Annotated in this window: 19 protein-coding genes; 7 read left to right on the forward strand and 12 right to left on the reverse strand. The window is 68.2% G+C overall.

Going from position 1 to position 16,805, the window contains the following annotated elements; genetic code table 11:
* Positions 1 to 46: 46 nt before the first annotated feature.
* Positions 47 to 520, reverse strand: a complete 474-nt coding sequence (locus H6900_14420) for a hypothetical protein (GenBank protein ID MCC0074475.1) — start codon at positions 518 to 520, stop codon at positions 47 to 49.
* 102 nt (positions 521 to 622) lie between these two features.
* Here H6900_14420 and H6900_14425 point away from each other — a divergent pair, with 102 nt between their 5' ends.
* Positions 623 to 1,105: a YdcF family protein gene (locus H6900_14425; GenBank protein MCC0074476.1), complete on the forward strand. Its 483-nt coding sequence runs from the start codon at positions 623 to 625 to the stop codon at positions 1,103 to 1,105.
* Here H6900_14425 and H6900_14430 read toward each other — a convergent pair.
* From H6900_14430 to H6900_14455, 6 genes are all read right to left on the reverse strand, one after another.
* Complete coding sequence (locus H6900_14430; GenBank protein ID MCC0074477.1) at positions 1,102 to 1,503, reverse strand: universal stress protein; 402 nt, start codon at positions 1,501 to 1,503, stop codon at positions 1,102 to 1,104. The genes H6900_14425 and H6900_14430 overlap by 4 nt on opposite strands.
* 86 nt (positions 1,504 to 1,589) lie before the next feature.
* On the reverse strand, positions 1,590 to 2,186 hold the full coding sequence (locus tag H6900_14435; protein MCC0074478.1) for a rhodanese-like domain-containing protein: 597 nt from the start codon (positions 2,184 to 2,186) through the stop codon (positions 1,590 to 1,592).
* 74 nt (positions 2,187 to 2,260) lie between these two features.
* On the reverse strand, positions 2,261 to 4,096 hold the full coding sequence (locus H6900_14440; GenBank protein ID MCC0074479.1) for a M3 family oligoendopeptidase: 1,836 nt from the start codon (positions 4,094 to 4,096) through the stop codon (positions 2,261 to 2,263).
* An 87-nt stretch (positions 4,097 to 4,183) separates the two neighbouring features.
* Positions 4,184 to 4,960, reverse strand: a complete 777-nt coding sequence (locus tag H6900_14445; protein ID MCC0074480.1) for a hypothetical protein — start codon at positions 4,958 to 4,960, stop codon at positions 4,184 to 4,186.
* A gap of 69 nt (positions 4,961 to 5,029) precedes the next feature.
* Positions 5,030 to 6,076: a betaine--homocysteine S-methyltransferase gene (bmt, locus tag H6900_14450; GenBank protein ID MCC0074481.1), complete on the reverse strand. Its 1,047-nt coding sequence runs from the start codon at positions 6,074 to 6,076 to the stop codon at positions 5,030 to 5,032.
* Positions 6,077 to 6,184: 108 nt separating this feature from the next.
* Complete coding sequence (locus tag H6900_14455; GenBank protein ID MCC0074482.1) at positions 6,185 to 6,499, reverse strand: DUF1476 domain-containing protein; 315 nt, start codon at positions 6,497 to 6,499, stop codon at positions 6,185 to 6,187.
* A 199-nt stretch (positions 6,500 to 6,698) separates the two neighbouring features.
* Between H6900_14455 and H6900_14460 the strand changes: the two genes are divergently transcribed.
* Both H6900_14460 and purS read left to right on the forward strand, forming a co-directional pair.
* Entirely contained in the window at positions 6,699 to 7,463 is a 765-nt protein-coding gene (locus H6900_14460; GenBank protein MCC0074483.1) for a phosphoribosylaminoimidazolesuccinocarboxamide synthase, read from the forward strand.
* 11 nt (positions 7,464 to 7,474) lie between these two features.
* Entirely contained in the window at positions 7,475 to 7,714 is a 240-nt protein-coding gene (gene purS, locus H6900_14465) for a phosphoribosylformylglycinamidine synthase subunit PurS (protein ID MCC0074484.1), read from the forward strand.
* A gap of 126 nt (positions 7,715 to 7,840) precedes the next feature.
* Here purS and H6900_14470 read toward each other — a convergent pair whose 3' ends face one another.
* Positions 7,841 to 9,010, reverse strand: coding sequence for an alpha-hydroxy-acid oxidizing protein (locus tag H6900_14470; protein ID MCC0074485.1), 1,170 nt, complete (start codon positions 9,008 to 9,010; stop codon positions 7,841 to 7,843).
* Between the two features lie 134 nt (positions 9,011 to 9,144).
* Here H6900_14470 and argC point away from each other — a divergent pair, with 134 nt between their 5' ends.
* A complete protein-coding gene (gene argC / locus H6900_14475) occupies positions 9,145 to 10,062 on the forward strand; it encodes an N-acetyl-gamma-glutamyl-phosphate reductase (protein MCC0074486.1) in 918 nt (305 codons plus the stop codon).
* A gap of 61 nt (positions 10,063 to 10,123) precedes the next feature.
* Here the strand turns inward: argC and H6900_14480 are convergent, their stop codons facing one another.
* Positions 10,124 to 10,915 carry a tryptophan synthase subunit alpha gene (locus H6900_14480; protein ID MCC0074487.1) on the reverse strand — a complete coding sequence of 264 codons (792 nt, stop codon included), beginning with the start codon at positions 10,913 to 10,915 and terminating at the stop codon, positions 10,124 to 10,126.
* 111 nt (positions 10,916 to 11,026) lie between these two features.
* Here H6900_14480 and H6900_14485 point away from each other — a divergent pair, with 111 nt between their 5' ends.
* Entirely contained in the window at positions 11,027 to 11,440 is a 414-nt protein-coding gene (locus H6900_14485; GenBank protein ID MCC0074488.1) for a CopD family protein, read from the forward strand.
* A 59-nt stretch (positions 11,441 to 11,499) separates the two neighbouring features.
* The gene (ychF, locus tag H6900_14490) at positions 11,500 to 12,597 is read left to right on the forward strand and encodes a redox-regulated ATPase YchF (protein MCC0074489.1); all 1,098 of its coding nucleotides are present in this window, start codon (positions 11,500 to 11,502) and stop codon (positions 12,595 to 12,597) included.
* 231 nt (positions 12,598 to 12,828) lie between these two features.
* Here ychF and H6900_14495 read toward each other — a convergent pair whose 3' ends face one another.
* The 3 genes from H6900_14495 to mntR form a co-directional block, all read right to left on the reverse strand.
* Positions 12,829 to 13,122, reverse strand: coding sequence for a DUF4389 domain-containing protein (locus H6900_14495; protein MCC0074490.1), 294 nt, complete (start codon positions 13,120 to 13,122; stop codon positions 12,829 to 12,831).
* A 148-nt stretch (positions 13,123 to 13,270) separates the two neighbouring features.
* Entirely contained in the window at positions 13,271 to 14,719 is a 1,449-nt protein-coding gene (gene guaB / locus H6900_14500; protein ID MCC0074491.1) for an IMP dehydrogenase, read from the reverse strand.
* 178 nt (positions 14,720 to 14,897) lie between these two features.
* A complete protein-coding gene (gene mntR / locus H6900_14505; protein ID MCC0074492.1) occupies positions 14,898 to 15,335 on the reverse strand; it encodes a manganese-binding transcriptional regulator MntR in 438 nt (145 codons plus the stop codon).
* A gap of 168 nt (positions 15,336 to 15,503) precedes the next feature.
* Between mntR and H6900_14510 the strand changes: the two genes are divergently transcribed.
* Complete coding sequence (locus tag H6900_14510) at positions 15,504 to 16,784, forward strand: Nramp family divalent metal transporter (protein ID MCC0074493.1); 1,281 nt, start codon at positions 15,504 to 15,506, stop codon at positions 16,782 to 16,784.
* Positions 16,785 to 16,805: the final 21 nt, after the last annotated feature.

Consider the following 16,805-nt stretch of genomic DNA (forward strand, 5'->3'; position numbering starts at 1 on the left):
AACCGCACGGGGGGCAAGACCGCAAGGGGGCAAACGGGCGCGGGGCCTAATCGAACAGGATGATATCCTCGCCCGGGGGCTGGATCGGCACGCAAAGGCGGGGCAAGGGCTGGTCCGGCGTGGCCTGGTGCAGCCGCGGATGGGGCGGCGCGGCCCTGGGCGACAGCGCGGGGCGGATCGGCATCCCGTCCTGGCGGGTGGCGTTGCCGGCCAAACGCTGGCGGCGGGTGGCCAGCGGGTCGTCGGCGCCGGCCCCATCGGGGCCCGTATCCGTGCCCAGCGAGTGCGCCTTGACGATCCGAAGATGTCGGGTCTGCCACAGCCGCGGATCGCTTTGCACCCAACCCGGAAGCCGGTCCTGCAACAGGACCCGCCGGCTGTGGCGCGCGACGACAACCTCGGCCCCTGAGGATCGCAAGGGCACCTCACCGGCAAGGAAGGCCGCGCGCAACTCGGCCGCGCGGGCCTCGAGCCGCCGGATATCGGCCCGCAACGCCAGGAATTCATCGACCGGGTGCATGATGCCCTCCCATCCCGCATAGAACGCGCATCGAGCCTAGGCGCGAAAGGTTAACGAACTCTGACCTTGCGTCTGTTGCGGTGTCGGCTATGCCCCCGGGTCATGGCCCTGCCCCCTCAGCCCCGAATCGCCGTGGTTCTCGGCGCTGCCGTCTGGCCGGGCGGCACCCCCTCGCCCACGCTGCGGCGGCGGGCCGCCCATGCCGTCGCGCTGTATCACGCCGGACGGGTGGACGCCGTGCTGGGTTGCGGCGGCACCGGACGGCACGGCCCGGCCGAAGCCGTGGTCATCGCGCGCCTTTGCCGCGACGCCGGGGTGCCCGACAGCGCGATCGGGATCGAGGACCGATCCGCCACCACGCGTGAGAACCTGACCCATGCGCGCGCCCTTTTGCCCCGGGGCGCGGCGGTGGTGATCGTCACCGACCCCTACCACGCGCCGCGCGCGCGCCTGCTGGCGCGTCAACTGGGCCTCGCCGCCACGCATAGCTGCCCTGCCGCGCGCCGGATCGGCCCGCGCCAATGGCTGCGTCACCTCCCGCGCGAGGCGCTGGCGCTGATCGCGACCCTGCTGCGGCTGCGTTAGCGCAGCAGGTGCACCGCGCATGTGGCGTGGCGCGCGACGCGGGTCGCGGTCGCGCCGACCAGCGTCCGGTCCGAGCGGTGCGAGGCCAGAACGATGCAATCCACGCCCTCGGCCTGCGCGAAATCGAGTAGCGCACCGCCCGGCTCGCCTTCGATCACCGCGACATGCGCCTGGTCCAACCCGGCCGCCTGCCGCGCCAGATCTTCGCGGATGGCCTCACGCAACTCGTCGCGCCAGCCCTCGGGCATGTAGTCGATGGCGTAGAAAGGCACCTTTTCCATCACATGCACCAGCAAGACCACCGCGTCGCGGGCCGACAGCGCCCGCGCGATCTGCAACTCGCGGCTGATGTCATAGCCAGGCTCATAGGCGACGGGGACGAGGATGCGGGTATACATGGCGTGTCCTTTCAGGCGCTGGATGCGGGGAACGGCCCCCCTGGGGATGTAGGCCACGGACGGGCGGGCCCCAAGGGCGCGGCCCCTCAGTTCTGCGGGATCAGCACCGAAAGGCCCAGCATCCGCCAGACCTGCATCCCGCCGCGATAATAGCCGATGTGATCGGCGGGAAAGCCGGCCTCGATCATGCGGCGGATGGCGGTGGGGGACTGTCCGCACCACGGCCCATTGCAGAACAGCACGACCCGGTTGGGGGCGTCGCAGGCAAAGCCGTCGAAATCGACCTGGCAGCCCAGCAGATCCAGCCGGTCGGCGGCTTCGGTATAGGGAATGTGGATGGCGCCCGGGATGGTGCCGCCCAGATAGTCGGCGCGCACGCGGCTATCGACGACGATCACCGCCGGATCCTCGAGCGCGGCGATCAGTTCCAGCTCGCCCAGCGTGGTCACCCCCTCGGCCGGGGTCATCGGCTGGATGCAGAAATTCGGGCAAGGCCGCGAGGTGCGCGCCCATTCGCCCGTCACCTCGTGCGCGTTGTCCTGAATGCGCGCGATCTCGACCGGGCCGGCGTCCGTCGCGACGGTGACCGAGGCGCGATCGGGGGTGATCCCGACGGGATCGGCCAGGGCCGCGCCGGCGGTCGCGGTGGCCAGAACGGCGGCGGTGAACAGGATGTGACGCATGGAACCCTCCTTCGACTGCGGCCCCCAGCCTAGCAGGCCGGGGCCCCGGGCCAAAGCGGGAATGCCCGCGCGGATCAGTCCTCCATCGCCTCGAGTTCGTCGATGAAGCCCGAGATCATGGTCAACCCCTTGTCCCAGAACGCCGGGTCCGAGGCGTCCAGCCCGAAGGGCGCCAGAAGCGCCTTGTGGTGCTTGGAGCCGCCGGCGCTGAGCATGTCGAAATATTTGTCCTGGAACCCGTCGGGCGCGTCCCGATACGCCGCGTAGAGCGCGTTCACCAACCCGTCGCCAAAGGCATAGGCATAGACGTAGAACGGCGAATGCACGAAATGCGGGATATAGGACCAGAAGGTTTCATACCCGTCCATGAAGTGGAACACCGGACCCAGGCTTTCGGCCTGAACCGACATCCACAGCGCGTTGATGTCATCGGGCGTCAACTCGCCCTGCCGGCGGGCGGCGTGCAGCTTGCATTCGAAATCGTAAAAGGCGATCTGCCGCACGACGGTGTTGATCATGTCTTCGACCTTGCCAGCCAGCAGGGTCTTGCGCTCGGCCAGGGTCCGGGCGTTCGCCAGAAGCCGCTGGAAGGTCAGCATCTCGCCAAAGACCGAGGCGGTCTCGGCCAGGGTCAGGGGCGTTGCGGACAGAAGCTCGCCTTGCGCGGCGGCCAGCCGCTGGTGCACGCCATGCCCCAGCTCATGCGCCAGGGTCATCACGTCGCGCGGTTTGCCCAGGTAATTGAGCATCACATAGGGGTGCACGGTGGTCACCGTGGGATGGGCAAAGGCGCCGGGGGCCTTGCCCATCTTCACGCCGGCGTCGATCCAGCCCTTGTCGAAGAACGGCTGCGCCAGTTCGGCCATGCGCGGATCAAAGGCGGCATAGGCGGACATCACCGTCTGGCGTGCCTCGGCCCAGCCGATGGTGCGCGGCGCCTCGATCGGCAGGGGCGCGTTGCGATCCCAGATTTCCAGCCGTTCCAGCCCCAGCCATTTGGCCTTGAGCGCATAATAGCGGTGCGAGAGGCGCGGATAGGCGGCGACAACGGCGTTGCGCAGCGCCTCGACGACCTCGGGCTCGACATGGTTGGACAGGTGGCGGCCATGCTGCGGCGTCGGCATCTTGCGCCAGCGATCCGAGATTTCCTTTTCCTTGGCCAGCGTGTTGTGGACACGGGCGAACAGGCGGATGTTGCCGTCGAACACCCGTGCGAGCGATTGCGCGGCGGCCTGGCGACGGGCCCGCGCCGGATCGGTCAGCAGGTTGAGGGTCGCCTCCAGCGGCAGCGGATCGTCGAGCCCCTCGACGGTGAAGCTGAGGCCGGCCATCGTCTCGTCGAACAGCCGGTTCCAGGCGGCAGCGCCGACGGTGGACTGGTCGTGCAGGAATTTCTCCAGTTCGTCCGACAACTGGTGCGGCCGCATCGCGCGCATCCGTTCGATCACCGGGCGGTAGCGGCCCAGCGCCGGATCGGCGGTCAGCAGAGCCTCCATCGCCGCGTCGTCGATGCGGTTCATCTCCAGCGAAAAGAACACCAGCGGCGTGGTCGCCACCGTGACCCGATCCTGCGCGTCGGCCATGAACTTGGCGCGTTCGCTGTCGGTGGTCGCCTGGTAATAGCGCAGCCCGGCATAGGACATGAGCCGCCCGGCAGTGATGTCGATCGCCTCATAATCGCGGATGCAGGTGAGCATCCCGGCCGCGTCCAGCGTCGCCAGCTTGCCCTCGTAGGCGGTCGCGAAATCGGCGCAGGCGGTGTCCAGCCAGTCGAGATCGCGCGCGACCTCGGGTGCGTCGGGCGCGGGATAGAGGTCGCTCAAGTCCCATTCGGGCAAGGCGCCCAGACCCGCGCCCGAGGGTTCGACATCGAAAAGGCGCGTATCTTGCAGGGCGGGCAGTCGAAACATCGGGGATCTCCGGGCTGGGTTGCCCGGGATGTAGCGGCAAGACCCGCGCAAGACAACCCGCGCGGGGCCTCTGCGGCGATGCGCCGGTCAGCGGCGCACGGTCAGATAGGCCTCTTGCGCGCGATTGAACGTGTCGGCCGCCTTTTGCGTGGCATCGGGATCATCGCCTCGGGCCGCCACCAACTGCCAGGCCACATAGAGCAGGTCGAGCGACTTGCCCATCCCGTCAACGTCGCCGTTCGCCATCGAGACGTCGAAGTCGTCCGCGAACCGCTGCATGAAATCGACGATCTCGGGCGAACGATACTGATCCAGTTCGGTCTGGACGGCCGTCGCGTCGTCGGCCGTAAGGGACTGAAGCTGATAGTCCGAGGTCGCGCCCGATCCTCCGCCACCGCACGCGCCGGAAAGGCCCGCAAGATCGTTGAAGGACGTCGAGCCTTCGGGCGTGCTCAGACCGCGGGCTTGCATTTCGTCGTTAAAGATCGACGCACGGTCCAGAACGCTGTTGATATAGTCGTCGGTTTCGTTCATCGCGCGGAGGTTTTCGACCTTGACGGACACTTCTGCATAGCCCGCCAGAAGTTCACTGTCAGACAGGTTCCCGACTTCCGAGGCGAAGCTGTCCGCCTCCCCGGCGAGATCGCCGGTCAGAACCTGCAACGTGTAGTCACCGGCGCAGTTTCCGGCGACCGTGGCCCCGGTCAGGGCCGCATTGATGGCCTCGCCCAAGGCATTGGTGCCGGACCGGACGGCCCCCACCGAGGCGACGCCGATCCCGACGATCGCAGCACTGAGAACCACCCAATCGACCGCGACCGCGCCACGATCGCAGAAAAGAAAACGTCGAATCACGCGCACCATTTGAAAACCCGCTCCTACACACGGAAACCCGGTGTATGAGCAGGAATTCAGGCAAATTAATGGCTGCGGTCAGCTTCTGCGGCGGCCCCGGCGTTCGCGCCCACCGCCGTGATTGTGGGTGGGATCGCCACAGCCCACGGGCTCGGTTCCGTCCGAGGCGGAACTGAATGGACCCAGCGCGGCGGTGATCTGCTCCAGCGTCGGACGCTCGCCGATCGGGCGGGTGTCCAGCGCCTCGCGCATGGCGCGCAGGTGCTCGGGCATCGTGCCGCAGCAGCCGCCGATGATCCGGGCCCCGGCGTCGCGTGCCAGCACCGCGTATTCGGCCATCAGCGCGGGCGTGCCGTCATACTTGATCGCGCCATCCACATATTTCGGGATGCCCGCGTTGCCCTTGGCGATGACCGGCAGTTCGGGGCCCAGCGCCAGGAAACCCAGGACGGTCCGCATCAGGTCCGACGCGCCGACGCCGCAGTTGGCGCCAAAGGCGACCGGCGGATAGTCCAGCTTGCCGACCAGCTTCACGAAATCGGCCGAGGTGACGCCCATCATCGTGCGCCCGGCGGTGTCGAAGCTCATGGTGCCGGCCCAGGGCATCCCCGCCAGTCGGCAGCCCTCGGCGGCGGCGGCGTATTCCTCGGGCGCCGAGATCGTCTCGACCCACAGGATATCGACGCCCCCCTCCTTCAGACCTTCGGCCTGTTCGTGGAACATCTCGACCGCGCCGGCATGGGTCAGCGTGCCCATCGGCGCCATGATCTCGCCCGTTGGTCCCATCGAACCCGCGACCAGCACCTTGCGCCCCGCCTTGTCGGCAACCGCGCGGCCGATCTCGGCGCCGACGCGGTTCAACTCGCGCACCCGGCCCTGGGCGCTGTGCAGTTTCAGGCGGCTGGCGTTGCCGCCAAAGGTGTTGGTCAGGAACAGGTCCGACCCGGCCTCGACCGCCGAGGAATAGAGCGTGGTGATCCGGTCGGGGTGATCGACATTCCAGAATTCGGGCGCGTCACCCGAACTGAGGCCCATGTTGAACAGATTGGTCCCGGTGGCGCCATCCGCCAGCAGAAAGCCGCGTTCGGCCAGAAGGGCGGACAGGGGATCGGACGAAAGGGGCATCGGTGTCCTCGGCAATGCAAAACGCGCCGCAAGGCGCGGCGCGTTCCGGTTGTCGCACAGATCGGCGCGGGGCGCAAATGCGCGCGCCTCATGACGATGATGAAGGGCTCAGCCCTGCTTCAGCAATTCCCGCTGCGCGGCGTGCAGGAACTCGACCATGCGGGCGCGCACGGTGGCCTCGTCGGCCTTGCCCGCCAGGTCCTTGACCAGCTTGCGCACCACGTCCTCGTCGCCCTCTTCCTCAAAGTCGGCGGCGATCACCTCCAGCACATAAGCCCCTTCGGCGTCGCCCGACTTGCCCAGCAGGCCCGCGGCCCAGTGGCCCAGCGCCTTGTTGCGCCGTGCGGTGGCCTTGAACGCCATCTCGGCGTCGTGGGCGAATTTCGCTTCAAAGGCGTTTTCGCGGTCGTCGAAGGTGGTCATGGGCAGGGCCTCTTGCAGTCTTGCGTGGGGTCGTTTCCGACCCAGATATGGGGGCAGACGGCCCGCGCTGCAAGCACTGTTTGCAGTTGCGGCGACCCGACCGGGCGCTGCGCTTGCGGGGCGGGTGCGCATGGCGTATAGGCACGGCTGACTTCAGCCGCCCGCGCCTTGCCGCGGGCCCTTCGGGGAATCACCTGACATGGCGAGACGCACCAAGGTTTACGAGGGCAAGGCCAAGATCCTCTACGAGGGCCCGGAACCGGGAACCTTCATCCAGTATTTCAAGGACGACACCAGCGCCGGCGACGGCGCCAAGAAGGCCCAGATCGAGGGCAAGGGCGTGCTGAACAACCGGCTGTCCGAATATTTCATGACCGGGCTGAACGACATCGGCGTGCCGACGCATTTCATCCGCCGCATCAACATGCGCGAGCAGTTGATCCGCGCGGTCGAGATCATCCCGCTCGAGGTCGTCGTGCGCAACATTGCCGCCGGGTCGATCTCGAAGCGGCTGGGGATCGAAGAGGGCACGCCCCTGCCCCGCCCGATCGTCGAATTCTACTACAAGAACGACGCGCTGCACGACCCGCTGGTCAGCGAGGAACATATCCTGGCGTTCGGCTGGGCCACGCATCAGGACCTCGACGACATCGTCGCGCTGGCGCTCAGGGTGAACGACTTCCTGTCGGGCGTCATGATGGGCGTCGGCATCAAGCTGGTGGATTTCAAGATCGAGATCGGCCGCATCTATGACGGCGATTTCATGCGCCTGGTTGTCGCCGACGAGATCAGCCCCGACAGCTGCCGGCTGTGGGACGCCAAGACCGGCCAGAAACTGGACAAGGACGTCTTCCGCCGCGACCTGGGCAACCTGTCCGAAGCCTATACCGAGGTGGCCCGCCGGCTGGGCGTGATGCCCGCCTCGGCCGCCACGCCGATGACCAAGCCGAAACTGATGAACTGAGAGGCCCTGCGATGAAAGCGCGCGTGCATGTCATGCTGAAAACCGGCGTCCTGGACCCGCAGGGCGAGGCCGTGCGCCACGCGCTGGCGGCGCTGGGCTTTGACGGGGTCGAGGCCGTGCGCCAGGGCAAGGTGATCGAGCTGGACCTGGCCGAAACCGACCGCGCGGCGGCCGAAACGGCGGTCAGGGCGATGTGCGAGAAGCTGCTCGCCAACACCGTGATCGAACGCTACGAGGTCGAGCTGGTCTGAGGCTGGCACGAACGCGCGACGAAAAAAGGGGGGCGCTGCCCCCCTCTTTGCTGCGCAAATTCACCCCCCGGGATATTTCCGGCACAAAGAAGGGGGCCGGTCCGCCGCCCCCCCGGGGACCCTGGGTCAGATCACCGCCGTCGGGTCCGCAAAGCCTTGTGGCAGGATCAGGTTGTGGCGGCCCAGGGCCTTGACGTCGCGCTCGCCGCACAGCGCCATGGTCATGTCCAGTTCCTTGCGCAGGACTTGCAGCGCCGTGGTCACGCCCTGCTCGCCCATCGCGCCCAGCCCATAGATGAAGGCGCGGCCAATATAGGTGGATTTCGCGCCCATGGCGACGGCCTTGAGGATGTCCTGTCCGCTGCGGATGCCGCTGTCCAGGTGCACCTCGGTCGTGTCGCCGACCGCGTCCAGGATCGACGGCAACATGCGGATCGAGGACATCGCCCCGTCCAGCTGCCGGCCGCCGTGATTCGACACCACGATGGCGTCGGCCCCCAGCTTCTGCGCCATGACCGCGTCCTCGGGGTCGTTGATGCCCTTGAGGATGAACTTGCCGCCCCACATGTCGCGCAGCTTCTCGATCTTGGACCAGTCGAGTTGCGGGTCGAACTGCTCTGCCGTCCATTGCATCAGCGAGGCGGGGTCGCCGACACCCTTGGCATGGCCCACGATATTGCCGAAGAAGCGCCGTTTGGTGCCCAGCATCCCCATGCCCCAGCGCCATTTCGTGGCCAGGTTGACCATCGTCGGCAGCGTCAGCTTGGGTGGGGCGCTGAGCCCGTTCTTCAGGTCCTTGTGTCGCTGGCCCAGCAGTTGCAGATCCAGCGTCAGCACCAGCGCCGAACAGCCCGCATCCTTGGCGCGCTGGATGATGTTGCGAACGAAATCCTCGTCCTTCATCACATAGAGCTGGAACCAGAAGGGTTTGCTGGTGGCCTGCGCCACGTCCTCGATCGAGCAGATCGACATCGTGGACAGCGTGAAGGGGACGCCGAAGGCCTCGGCAGCCCTGGCCGCCAGGATCTCGCCGTCGGCGTGCTGCATTCCGGTCATGCCCACCGGCGCCAGCGCCACCGGCATCGCGACGTCCTGGCCGATCATCTCGGTCCGGGTCGAGCGGTTCGACATGTCCACGGCGACGCGCTGGCGCAGGTGGATCTTCTGGAAATCGGATTTGTTTTCGCGGAACGTCTGTTCGGTCCAGCTTCCCGATTCGCAGTAATCGTAGAACATGCGCGGGGCGCGCCGACGGTAGAGGCGGTGCAGATCCTCGACGGTGGTGATGACGGGCATGGGCGTCCCTCCGGAAATTGGTCAGGTTTTCTTACCGCCACACGGCGTTTCGCGCAAGCGCGGGGCGCAAGGAATTCTTGCCCGCGGCACCGATCTGGCCTATGTGCGGGCTCTCGATTGAACGGGGTATTCCGATGGCACACAAGGTCTTCATCGATGGCGAAGTCGGCACCACGGGGTTGCAGATCCGCGCGCGGCTGGAAAACCGCGCGGATATCGCCCTGGTCCAGGTCGAGTCCGCGCGCCGAAAGGACCCCGAGGCGCGGCGCGCGGCGCTGGCCGAGGCGGATGTCGCCATCCTGTGCCTGCCCGACGACGCGGCGCGCGAGGCGGCGGCACTGGCCGCGCCCCATGGCACGCGGCTGATCGACGCCTCGACCGCGCATCGGGTGGCCGACGACTGGGTCTTCGGCCTGCCCGAAATGGCCCCGGGCCAGCGCGCGGCGGTGGCGGCGGCGACCCGGGTGTCGAACCCCGGCTGCTGGTCCACCTGCGCCATTGCCATGATCCGGCCGCTGGTGCAGGCCGGGCTGATCGACCGGACCGCGCCGCCGGCGATCTCGGGCGTGTCGGGCTACAGCGGTGGCGGCAAGGCGATGATCGCCGAGTTCGAAACGGGCGCGACCCGGGGCTCGTTCCTGTATGGCGCGGCGCAGGGACACAAGCACCTGCCCGAGATCACCCGTCACGGTCTGCTGGCGCGCGCGCCGGTGTTCGTGCCCTCGGTCGGGCAGTATGCGCAGGGCATGGCGGTGGCGCTGCACCTGCCGGATCTGGGCGCGGCGGGCATGAAGGCCGTGGACGAGGCGCTGCGCGCGCATTACGCGGGCGAGCGGTTTGTCGGTGTCGTGGACCCCGCGGTGCACGAGCCCCGCGTGAACCCCGAGCGGCTGAACGGCACGAACCGGTTGGAACTCAGCGTGCACGGAAACGCCGCGACGGGTGCCGCCACGGTGATCGCGGTGCTCGACAACCTTGGCAAGGGGGCCTCGGGGGCGGCGGTGCAGAACCTGAACCTGATGCTGGGCGTGGACGAGGCCACGGGCCTTTGACCCGCATCGCATGGTGACCCGTATCGCGTAGGGTGCGTGCTAGCACGCACCCTACCAAAGGCTAGGCCCGATGCGCGCCCTCGGCGAGCGCGGCCACGAAGGCCAGGATTTCGGCCACAGGTTTGCCCTCGCCGATCAGCTTGACAATGGCCGAGCCGACAACCGCGCCATCCGCGACCGAGGCGATGGATTGCGCCGCCTCGGGGGTGGTGATGCCAAAGCCCACGATCACCGGCAGGTCCGTCGCCGCCTTGATCCGCGCAACCTCGGGTCCGACATCGGCGGCCTGCGCCACGGCGGCGCCGGTGATCCCGGTGATCGACACATAATAGACGAACCCCGAGGTATTCTGCAGCACCTTGGGCAGGCGCCGTTCGTCGGTGGTCGGCGTGGCCAGGCGGATGAAGTTGAGCCCGGCCGCCTGAGCCGGGATGCAAAGTTCCGAGTCTTCCTCGGGCGGCAGGTCGACGACGATCAGCCCGTCGATCCCGGCTTCCTGCGCCTCGACCAGGAAGCGGTCCACGCCGCGCGCGTAGATCGGGTTGTAATAGCCCATCAGCACGATCGGCGTGAGCGCGTCGCCCGCGCGGAAGGCGCGCACCATGTCCAGCACCTGGTCCATGGTCATGCCGCCATCGAGCGCGCGTTGCCCGGCGCGCTGGATTGTCGGGCCGTCGGCCATCGGGTCGGTGAACGGCATCCCCAGTTCGATGATGTCCACGCCCGCGCCCGGCAGGCCCTGCATCACCCGAAGCGAGGTCCCGGCGTCCGGATCGCCGCCCATCATGTAGGCCACGAAAGCCTTGCGCCCCTCGGCGCGCAGGCGGGCAAAAGTGTCGTCGATCCTGGTCATGCCGCTCCCCGTCGAATGCCGGACAGGGCTTGCACCGGCGGGCGCGGGAAATCAAGGCCCCTCGCGCCCCGCCCCCTTGCGCCAGCGGCCCGCGCGGTGCATGTCTCGGCCATGGACTGGATCAAGATCATACACATTCTCTGCGTCATGGGCTGGATGACCTCCATCTTCGCCGTGCCGCGCGCGCTGATCTACTGGAAGCGCGATTTTGCCGCGACCGGGCAGCAGGGGCCCCTGGGTGACCTGACCTACCGGCTCTATCGCTTCTCGGCCGGGCTGGGTGTGATCGCGGTGCTGACCGGGCTGTGGATGGGCTGGCAGGTCTGGCATTTCGTGCCGTGGATCCACCTCAAGCTCACGCTCGTCGCCCTGCTGGGCGCGCATTACGTCTGGACCGGCGTGCTGGTCGGTCGCGCCCGACGCGGCGTGTTCCGCGAGGGCGAGACCTGGCTGCGGGTCTTCAACGAGGTCAGCGTGATCGCCGTGATCGCCATCCTGTGGGTGGTGGTGGTAAAACCCTTCTGACCCTTGCCTCGCCCCGGCGCCTGCCCTAGAAGCGCGAGCGACAAACGGCGGAGGGTCCGATGGGTTTCAGAATGGGTATCGTGGGGCTGCCGAATGTCGGCAAATCGACCCTGTTCAACGCGCTGACCCGCACCGCGGCCGCACAGGCCGCGAATTTTCCGTTCTGCACCATCGAACCCAATGTGGGCGAGGTCGCCGTGCCCGACGCGCGGCTGGACGCGCTGGCCGCGATCGCGGGATCGAAGCAGATCATCCCGACGCGGATGACCTTCGTGGATATCGCAGGCCTGGTGCGCGGCGCCTCGAAGGGCGAGGGGCTGGGCAACCAGTTCCTGGCCAACATCCGCGAATGCGACGCCATCGCGCATGTGCTGCGCTGCTTCGAGGACGGCGACATCACCCATGTCGAAGGGCGCATCGACCCGGTCGCGGATGCCGAGACCATCGAAACCGAACTGATGCTGGCGGACCTGGAAAGCATCGAGCGGCGGCGCGCCAACCTGCAACGCAAGCTCAAGGGCAGCGACAAGGACGCCGCCGATCAGGACCGGCTGCTGGCGCTGGCGCAAAAGGCGCTGGAAGACGGCCGGCCCGCGCGCGCCGTCGCCGTGGCCGAGGACGACCAGCGCGCCTGGCGGATGCTGCAACTGCTGACCGCGAAACCGGTGCTTTTTGTCTGCAATGTCGAGGAATCCGCGGCCGCGAATGGCAACGCCCAGACCGCGCGCGTCGCCGCGATGGCCGCCGCCCAGGGCGCGGGGATCGTCGTGATCTCGGCCCGGATCGAGGAGGAGATCAGCCAGCTCGATGCCGAGGAAGCGGCGCTGTTCCTCGAGGAGATGGGGCTCGAGGAGGCCGGGCTGGACCGGTTGATCCGCGCGGGCTACGAACTGTTGGGATTGCAGACCTATTTCACCGTCGGCCCCAAGGAAGCGCGCGCCTGGACGATCGCCAGGGGCACCCTCGCGCCGCAGGCGGCCGGGGTCATCCACGGCGATTTCGAGAAGGGCTTCATCCGCGCCGAAACCGTGGCCTTTGCCGATTACGTCGCCTGCAAGGGCGAGGCGGGGGCCAAGGAGGCCGGCAAGTTCCGCGTCGAAGGCAAGACCTACGAGGTCAAGGACGGCGACGTCCTGCATTTCCTGTTCAACGCCTGACCCGCCCCGGTTCGGCGCACGCTCCGCAGGCAGCGGAACGAAGGGCGGGTTTCGCCCTCGGCCGGCAGCCTTCCAGGCTGCAGCCCTCGGGCGACCGGGCGCGGCGCTGACGCGCCGCGCGCAGGGGGCTTTGCGCCCCCTCTTCGCTGCGCGAATTCACCCCCGCAGGATATTTGGGGCACAAAGACGGGCACGGGCGCGCGCCATGGCGCTGTGGAACGCCCGACGCGGCTAGGAGCCCATCGGGGTCCAGGGCCAGGGTTTCTTGTCGCTGGCCGCCGACTGATAGCGCGCGGCCTTGGCCACCCAGGCGCCGACCATGCTGCCGAAATCGCCCAGTTCCTCGTTCGGGCGGCCCCGGTTCGCGATCATGATGACGATTTGCAGCACGGCGATCGCGAACAGAAGCGACTGCGCGACCGAGATCAGCATGGTGATGACGACGATCCACAGGATGCGCGGCCAGAGTTCGCGGCTGCCCGGCTCGAAGTCTTCCGTGTCCTCGTCGAAGCCGTTCGGGCGCATGGGCGCCTCCGTTGTCGTTGACCGGGTCCAGACTGCGGCATGGCGGGCGACAGGGCAAGGGGGTGATCGCGCGCCTGCCCCGGCCCTCGGCATGGCCTCGGGCGTTCGGCGCTGACAAGCGTCCACTGGACGCTTGTCCGGGCGCGCCTCACCCCGCGCGGTAGTTGGGGCTTTCGCGGGTGATCTGGACGTCGTGGACGTGGCTTTCCTTGAGCCCCGCGCCGGTGATGCGGACGAACTGGCAGCCGGTGCGCATCTGCTCGACGGTGGCGTTGCCGGTGTAGCCCATCGCCGCGCGCAATCCGCCCACCATCTGGTGGATCACGGTGCCGACCGCGCCCTTGTAGGGCACCTGCCCCTCAATCCCCTCGGGCACCAGCTTGTCCGAGGCCGCGTCCTTCTGGAAGTAGCGGTCGGCCGAGCCGCGCGCCATCGCGCCCAACGAGCCCATGCCGCGATAGCTCTTGTAGCTGCGGCCCTGGTAGAGGATGACCTCGCCCGGGGCTTCCTCGGTCCCGGCGATGGCCGAGCCGACCATGGCGCAACTGGCGCCCGCCGCGATCGCCTTGGCGAAATCGCCCGAGAACTTGATGCCACCGTCGGCGATGATCGGCACGTCGCCCGCAGCCCCCGCCGCGTCCATGATCGCCGTCAGTTGCGGCACGCCGACGCCGGCGACGATCCGCGTGGTGCAGATCGACCCCGGGCCGATCCCCACCTTGACCGCATCCGCCCCGGCGTCGATCAGCGCGCGCGTCGCCTCGGCGGTGGCGACGTTGCCGGCCACCACCTGGACGGCGTTGGACAGCGCCTTGACCCGTTCGACGGCCTCGGCGACCGAGGCCGAGTGCCCGTGCGCGGTGTCGATCACCACCAGGTCCACCCCCGCGTCGATCAGCGCGGCCGAGCGTTCATAGCCCGCGTCCCCCACGGTCGAGGCCGCCGCGACACGCAACCGGCCCAGCTCGTCCTTGCACGCCATCGGGTGCAGCACCGCCTTTTCGGTGTCCTTCAGCGTCAGCAGTCCCGTCAGCCGCCCCTCGCCATTGACCACCAGAAGCTTCTCGATCCGGCGTTCGTGCATCATGCCGCGCGCCGCCTCGCGGTCGGCGGGCTCGCGCAGGATCGCCAGGTTGTCGGCCGTCATCATCGCCCGCACCGGCGTGCGCGGATCATCGACAAAGCGCATGTCGCGATTGGTGACGATGCCGACCACGCGGCCGCCCGCATCGACCACCGGAAAGCCGGTGACGTTGTAGCGTTCGGCCAGCGCCTTGGCATCGGCCAGGGTCTGGTCGGGGGTCAGGGTGACGGGGTTGTAGACGATACCCGATTCGAACCGTTTCACGCGGCGGACTTCCTCGGCCTGCTGGTCCGGGGTCAGGTTGCGGTGGATCACGCCCATGCCGCCCGCCTGCGCCATGGCGATCGCCATGCGGGCCTCGGTCACGGTGTCCATCGCCGAGCTGAGCAACGGGATGTTCAGGCGAATCGACCGGGTCACCCGGGTCGAGACATCGGCCTGCGAGGGCAGCACGCTGGAGGCGGCCGGAACCAGGAGGACATCGTCAAAGGTGAGGGCCTCGCGAATCTGCATGGGGGACTCCTGTGTCAGGGGTGCATCGCTTGGCACGGCCCTATGGCACGGGATGCCCGGAAAGGAAAGGGGCGCCGCCGCCGCAGCCACGCGCCACGCGCGGCCCGGCCGGTCTGCGCCCTGAGGCGGGGGCCCGGTGACGCGCCCCCATCATGCGCCCCCATTCCGCCCGCAACGCTCACGCGCGCGTCAGAAACGCTTCGAACGCGGCGAGCGTGGCGTCCGAAACGTGGTGCTCCATCCCCTCGGCGTCGAGTTCGGCGGTCTCGGCCGGGACCCCCACCGCGACCAGGAACGACACAACCACCCGGTGGCGCAGCCGCACCCTTTCGGCCAGTTCGGCGCCCGCCTCGGTGAGGAACACCCCCCGATAGGGGCGCGACACCGCCAGGCCCTCGCGCTTGAGCCGCGCCATGGCCTTGGTGACGGTGGGATGCGTGACCCCCATGCGCTGGGCGATGTCGGTGATCCGCGCCTCGCCCATCTCGGCGGTCAGATCGCCGATCAGTTCGACATAATCCTCGAGCAGGGCAACCGACTGCGCCGAGCGGGCCTGCACGAAGCGGTCCGGCGCGGGGGGCGTGTCGTCGTCCAGCGGCAAAAGGGGGGCTTGCATCGGGTGGGGCATCGAGAAGGCATCGTGGGGCGGTAACGGGCGGGGCGCGTGGTGCGGTCGGTCCCCCACCCTAACCGCAGACGCCGCTCGACGCAAACGGGGCGTCACTCCTTTGCCCCTTGCACTTTCCGTAGCCTTGGCTACATTTCGCGCAACAAAGGTCCAGTCATGCAACCCGGAACACTCAGCGACCGCACCCGAACCACGCTGTCCCATGCCCTCGCCGGGCGCCGGGGCGGACTGCGCACCGCGCTGGCCGTCGCCGGGCCCGCGGTCATTGCCTCGGTCGCCTACATGGACCCCGGGAACTATGCGACCAACATCCAGGCCGGGGCCGGCTATGGCTACGGCCTGTTGTGGGTGGTCCTCATGGCCAACCTCATCGCGATGCTGTTCCAGGCGCTGTCGGCGCGACTCGGCATCGTCACCGGCAAGAACCTGGCGGAACTTTGCCGCGACGAATTCCCCCGGCCCGTGGTCTGGGCGATGTGGGCGGTGAGCGAGGTCGCGGCCATGGCCACCGACCTGGCCGAATTCCTGGGCGGCGCCATCGGCCTCGCGCTGCTGTTCGGCCTGCCGCTCATGCAAGGCATGATCGCGACGGCGGTCATAACCTACGCGATCCTGATGGTCGAACAGCGCGGATTCCGGCCGATGGAACTGGTGATCGGCGCCTTCGTGGGCATCATCGGGCTATGCTACCTGGCCGAAATGGCCATCGCGCCCGTGGACTGGGGCCAGGCCGCTCAGGGGCTGACCTCGCCCGACCTGCCCGATGCCACCGCGCTGACCATCGCCGTCGGCATCATCGGCGCGACCGTGATGCCACACGCGATCTATCTGCATTCGGGCCTGACCCAGTCGCGGGTCCAGGTCGCATCCCCGGACGAGCGACGCCGGCTTTTGCGGTTCTCGAACATCGAGGTCGTGCTGGCGCTCGCGGTCGCGGGCATGATCAATATCGCCATGGTCATCATGGCCGCCTCGGCCTTTCACCACGGCCACGCCGAGGTCGCCGAGATCGAGACCGCCTATCACATGCTCACGCCGCTGCTGGGCGCCGGCGCGGCGGTCGCCTTCCTGGTGTCGCTCATCGCCTCGGGGATCTCGTCCTCGGTCGTGGGCACGATGGCGGGGCAGATGATCATGCAAGGCTTCCTGCACATCCGCGTCCCGGTCTGGCTGCGCCGCCTCGTCACCATGGTGCCAGCCTTTGCCGTGGTGGCGATGGGCGTCAATGCGACCGAGGCACTGGTGCTCAGCCAGGTCGTCCTGTCGATCGCCCTGCCCGTGCCGATGATCGCCCTTGTGATCTTCACCGGCCGGCGCGACCTGATGGGCGACCACACGACCGGCCTCGCGATGCGCGGCGCGGCAATCCTGGGCTCCACGGTGGTGCTGACACTGAACCTGGTCCTGCTGACACAGACCTTCGGCCTGCTCGGCTGACAAGCCCCATCATCTTGTCCC

This window comes from Rhodobacter sp. (assembly GCA_020637515.1).
In the GTDB taxonomy this organism is placed as follows: Bacteria; Pseudomonadota; Alphaproteobacteria; order Rhodobacterales; family Rhodobacteraceae; genus Pararhodobacter.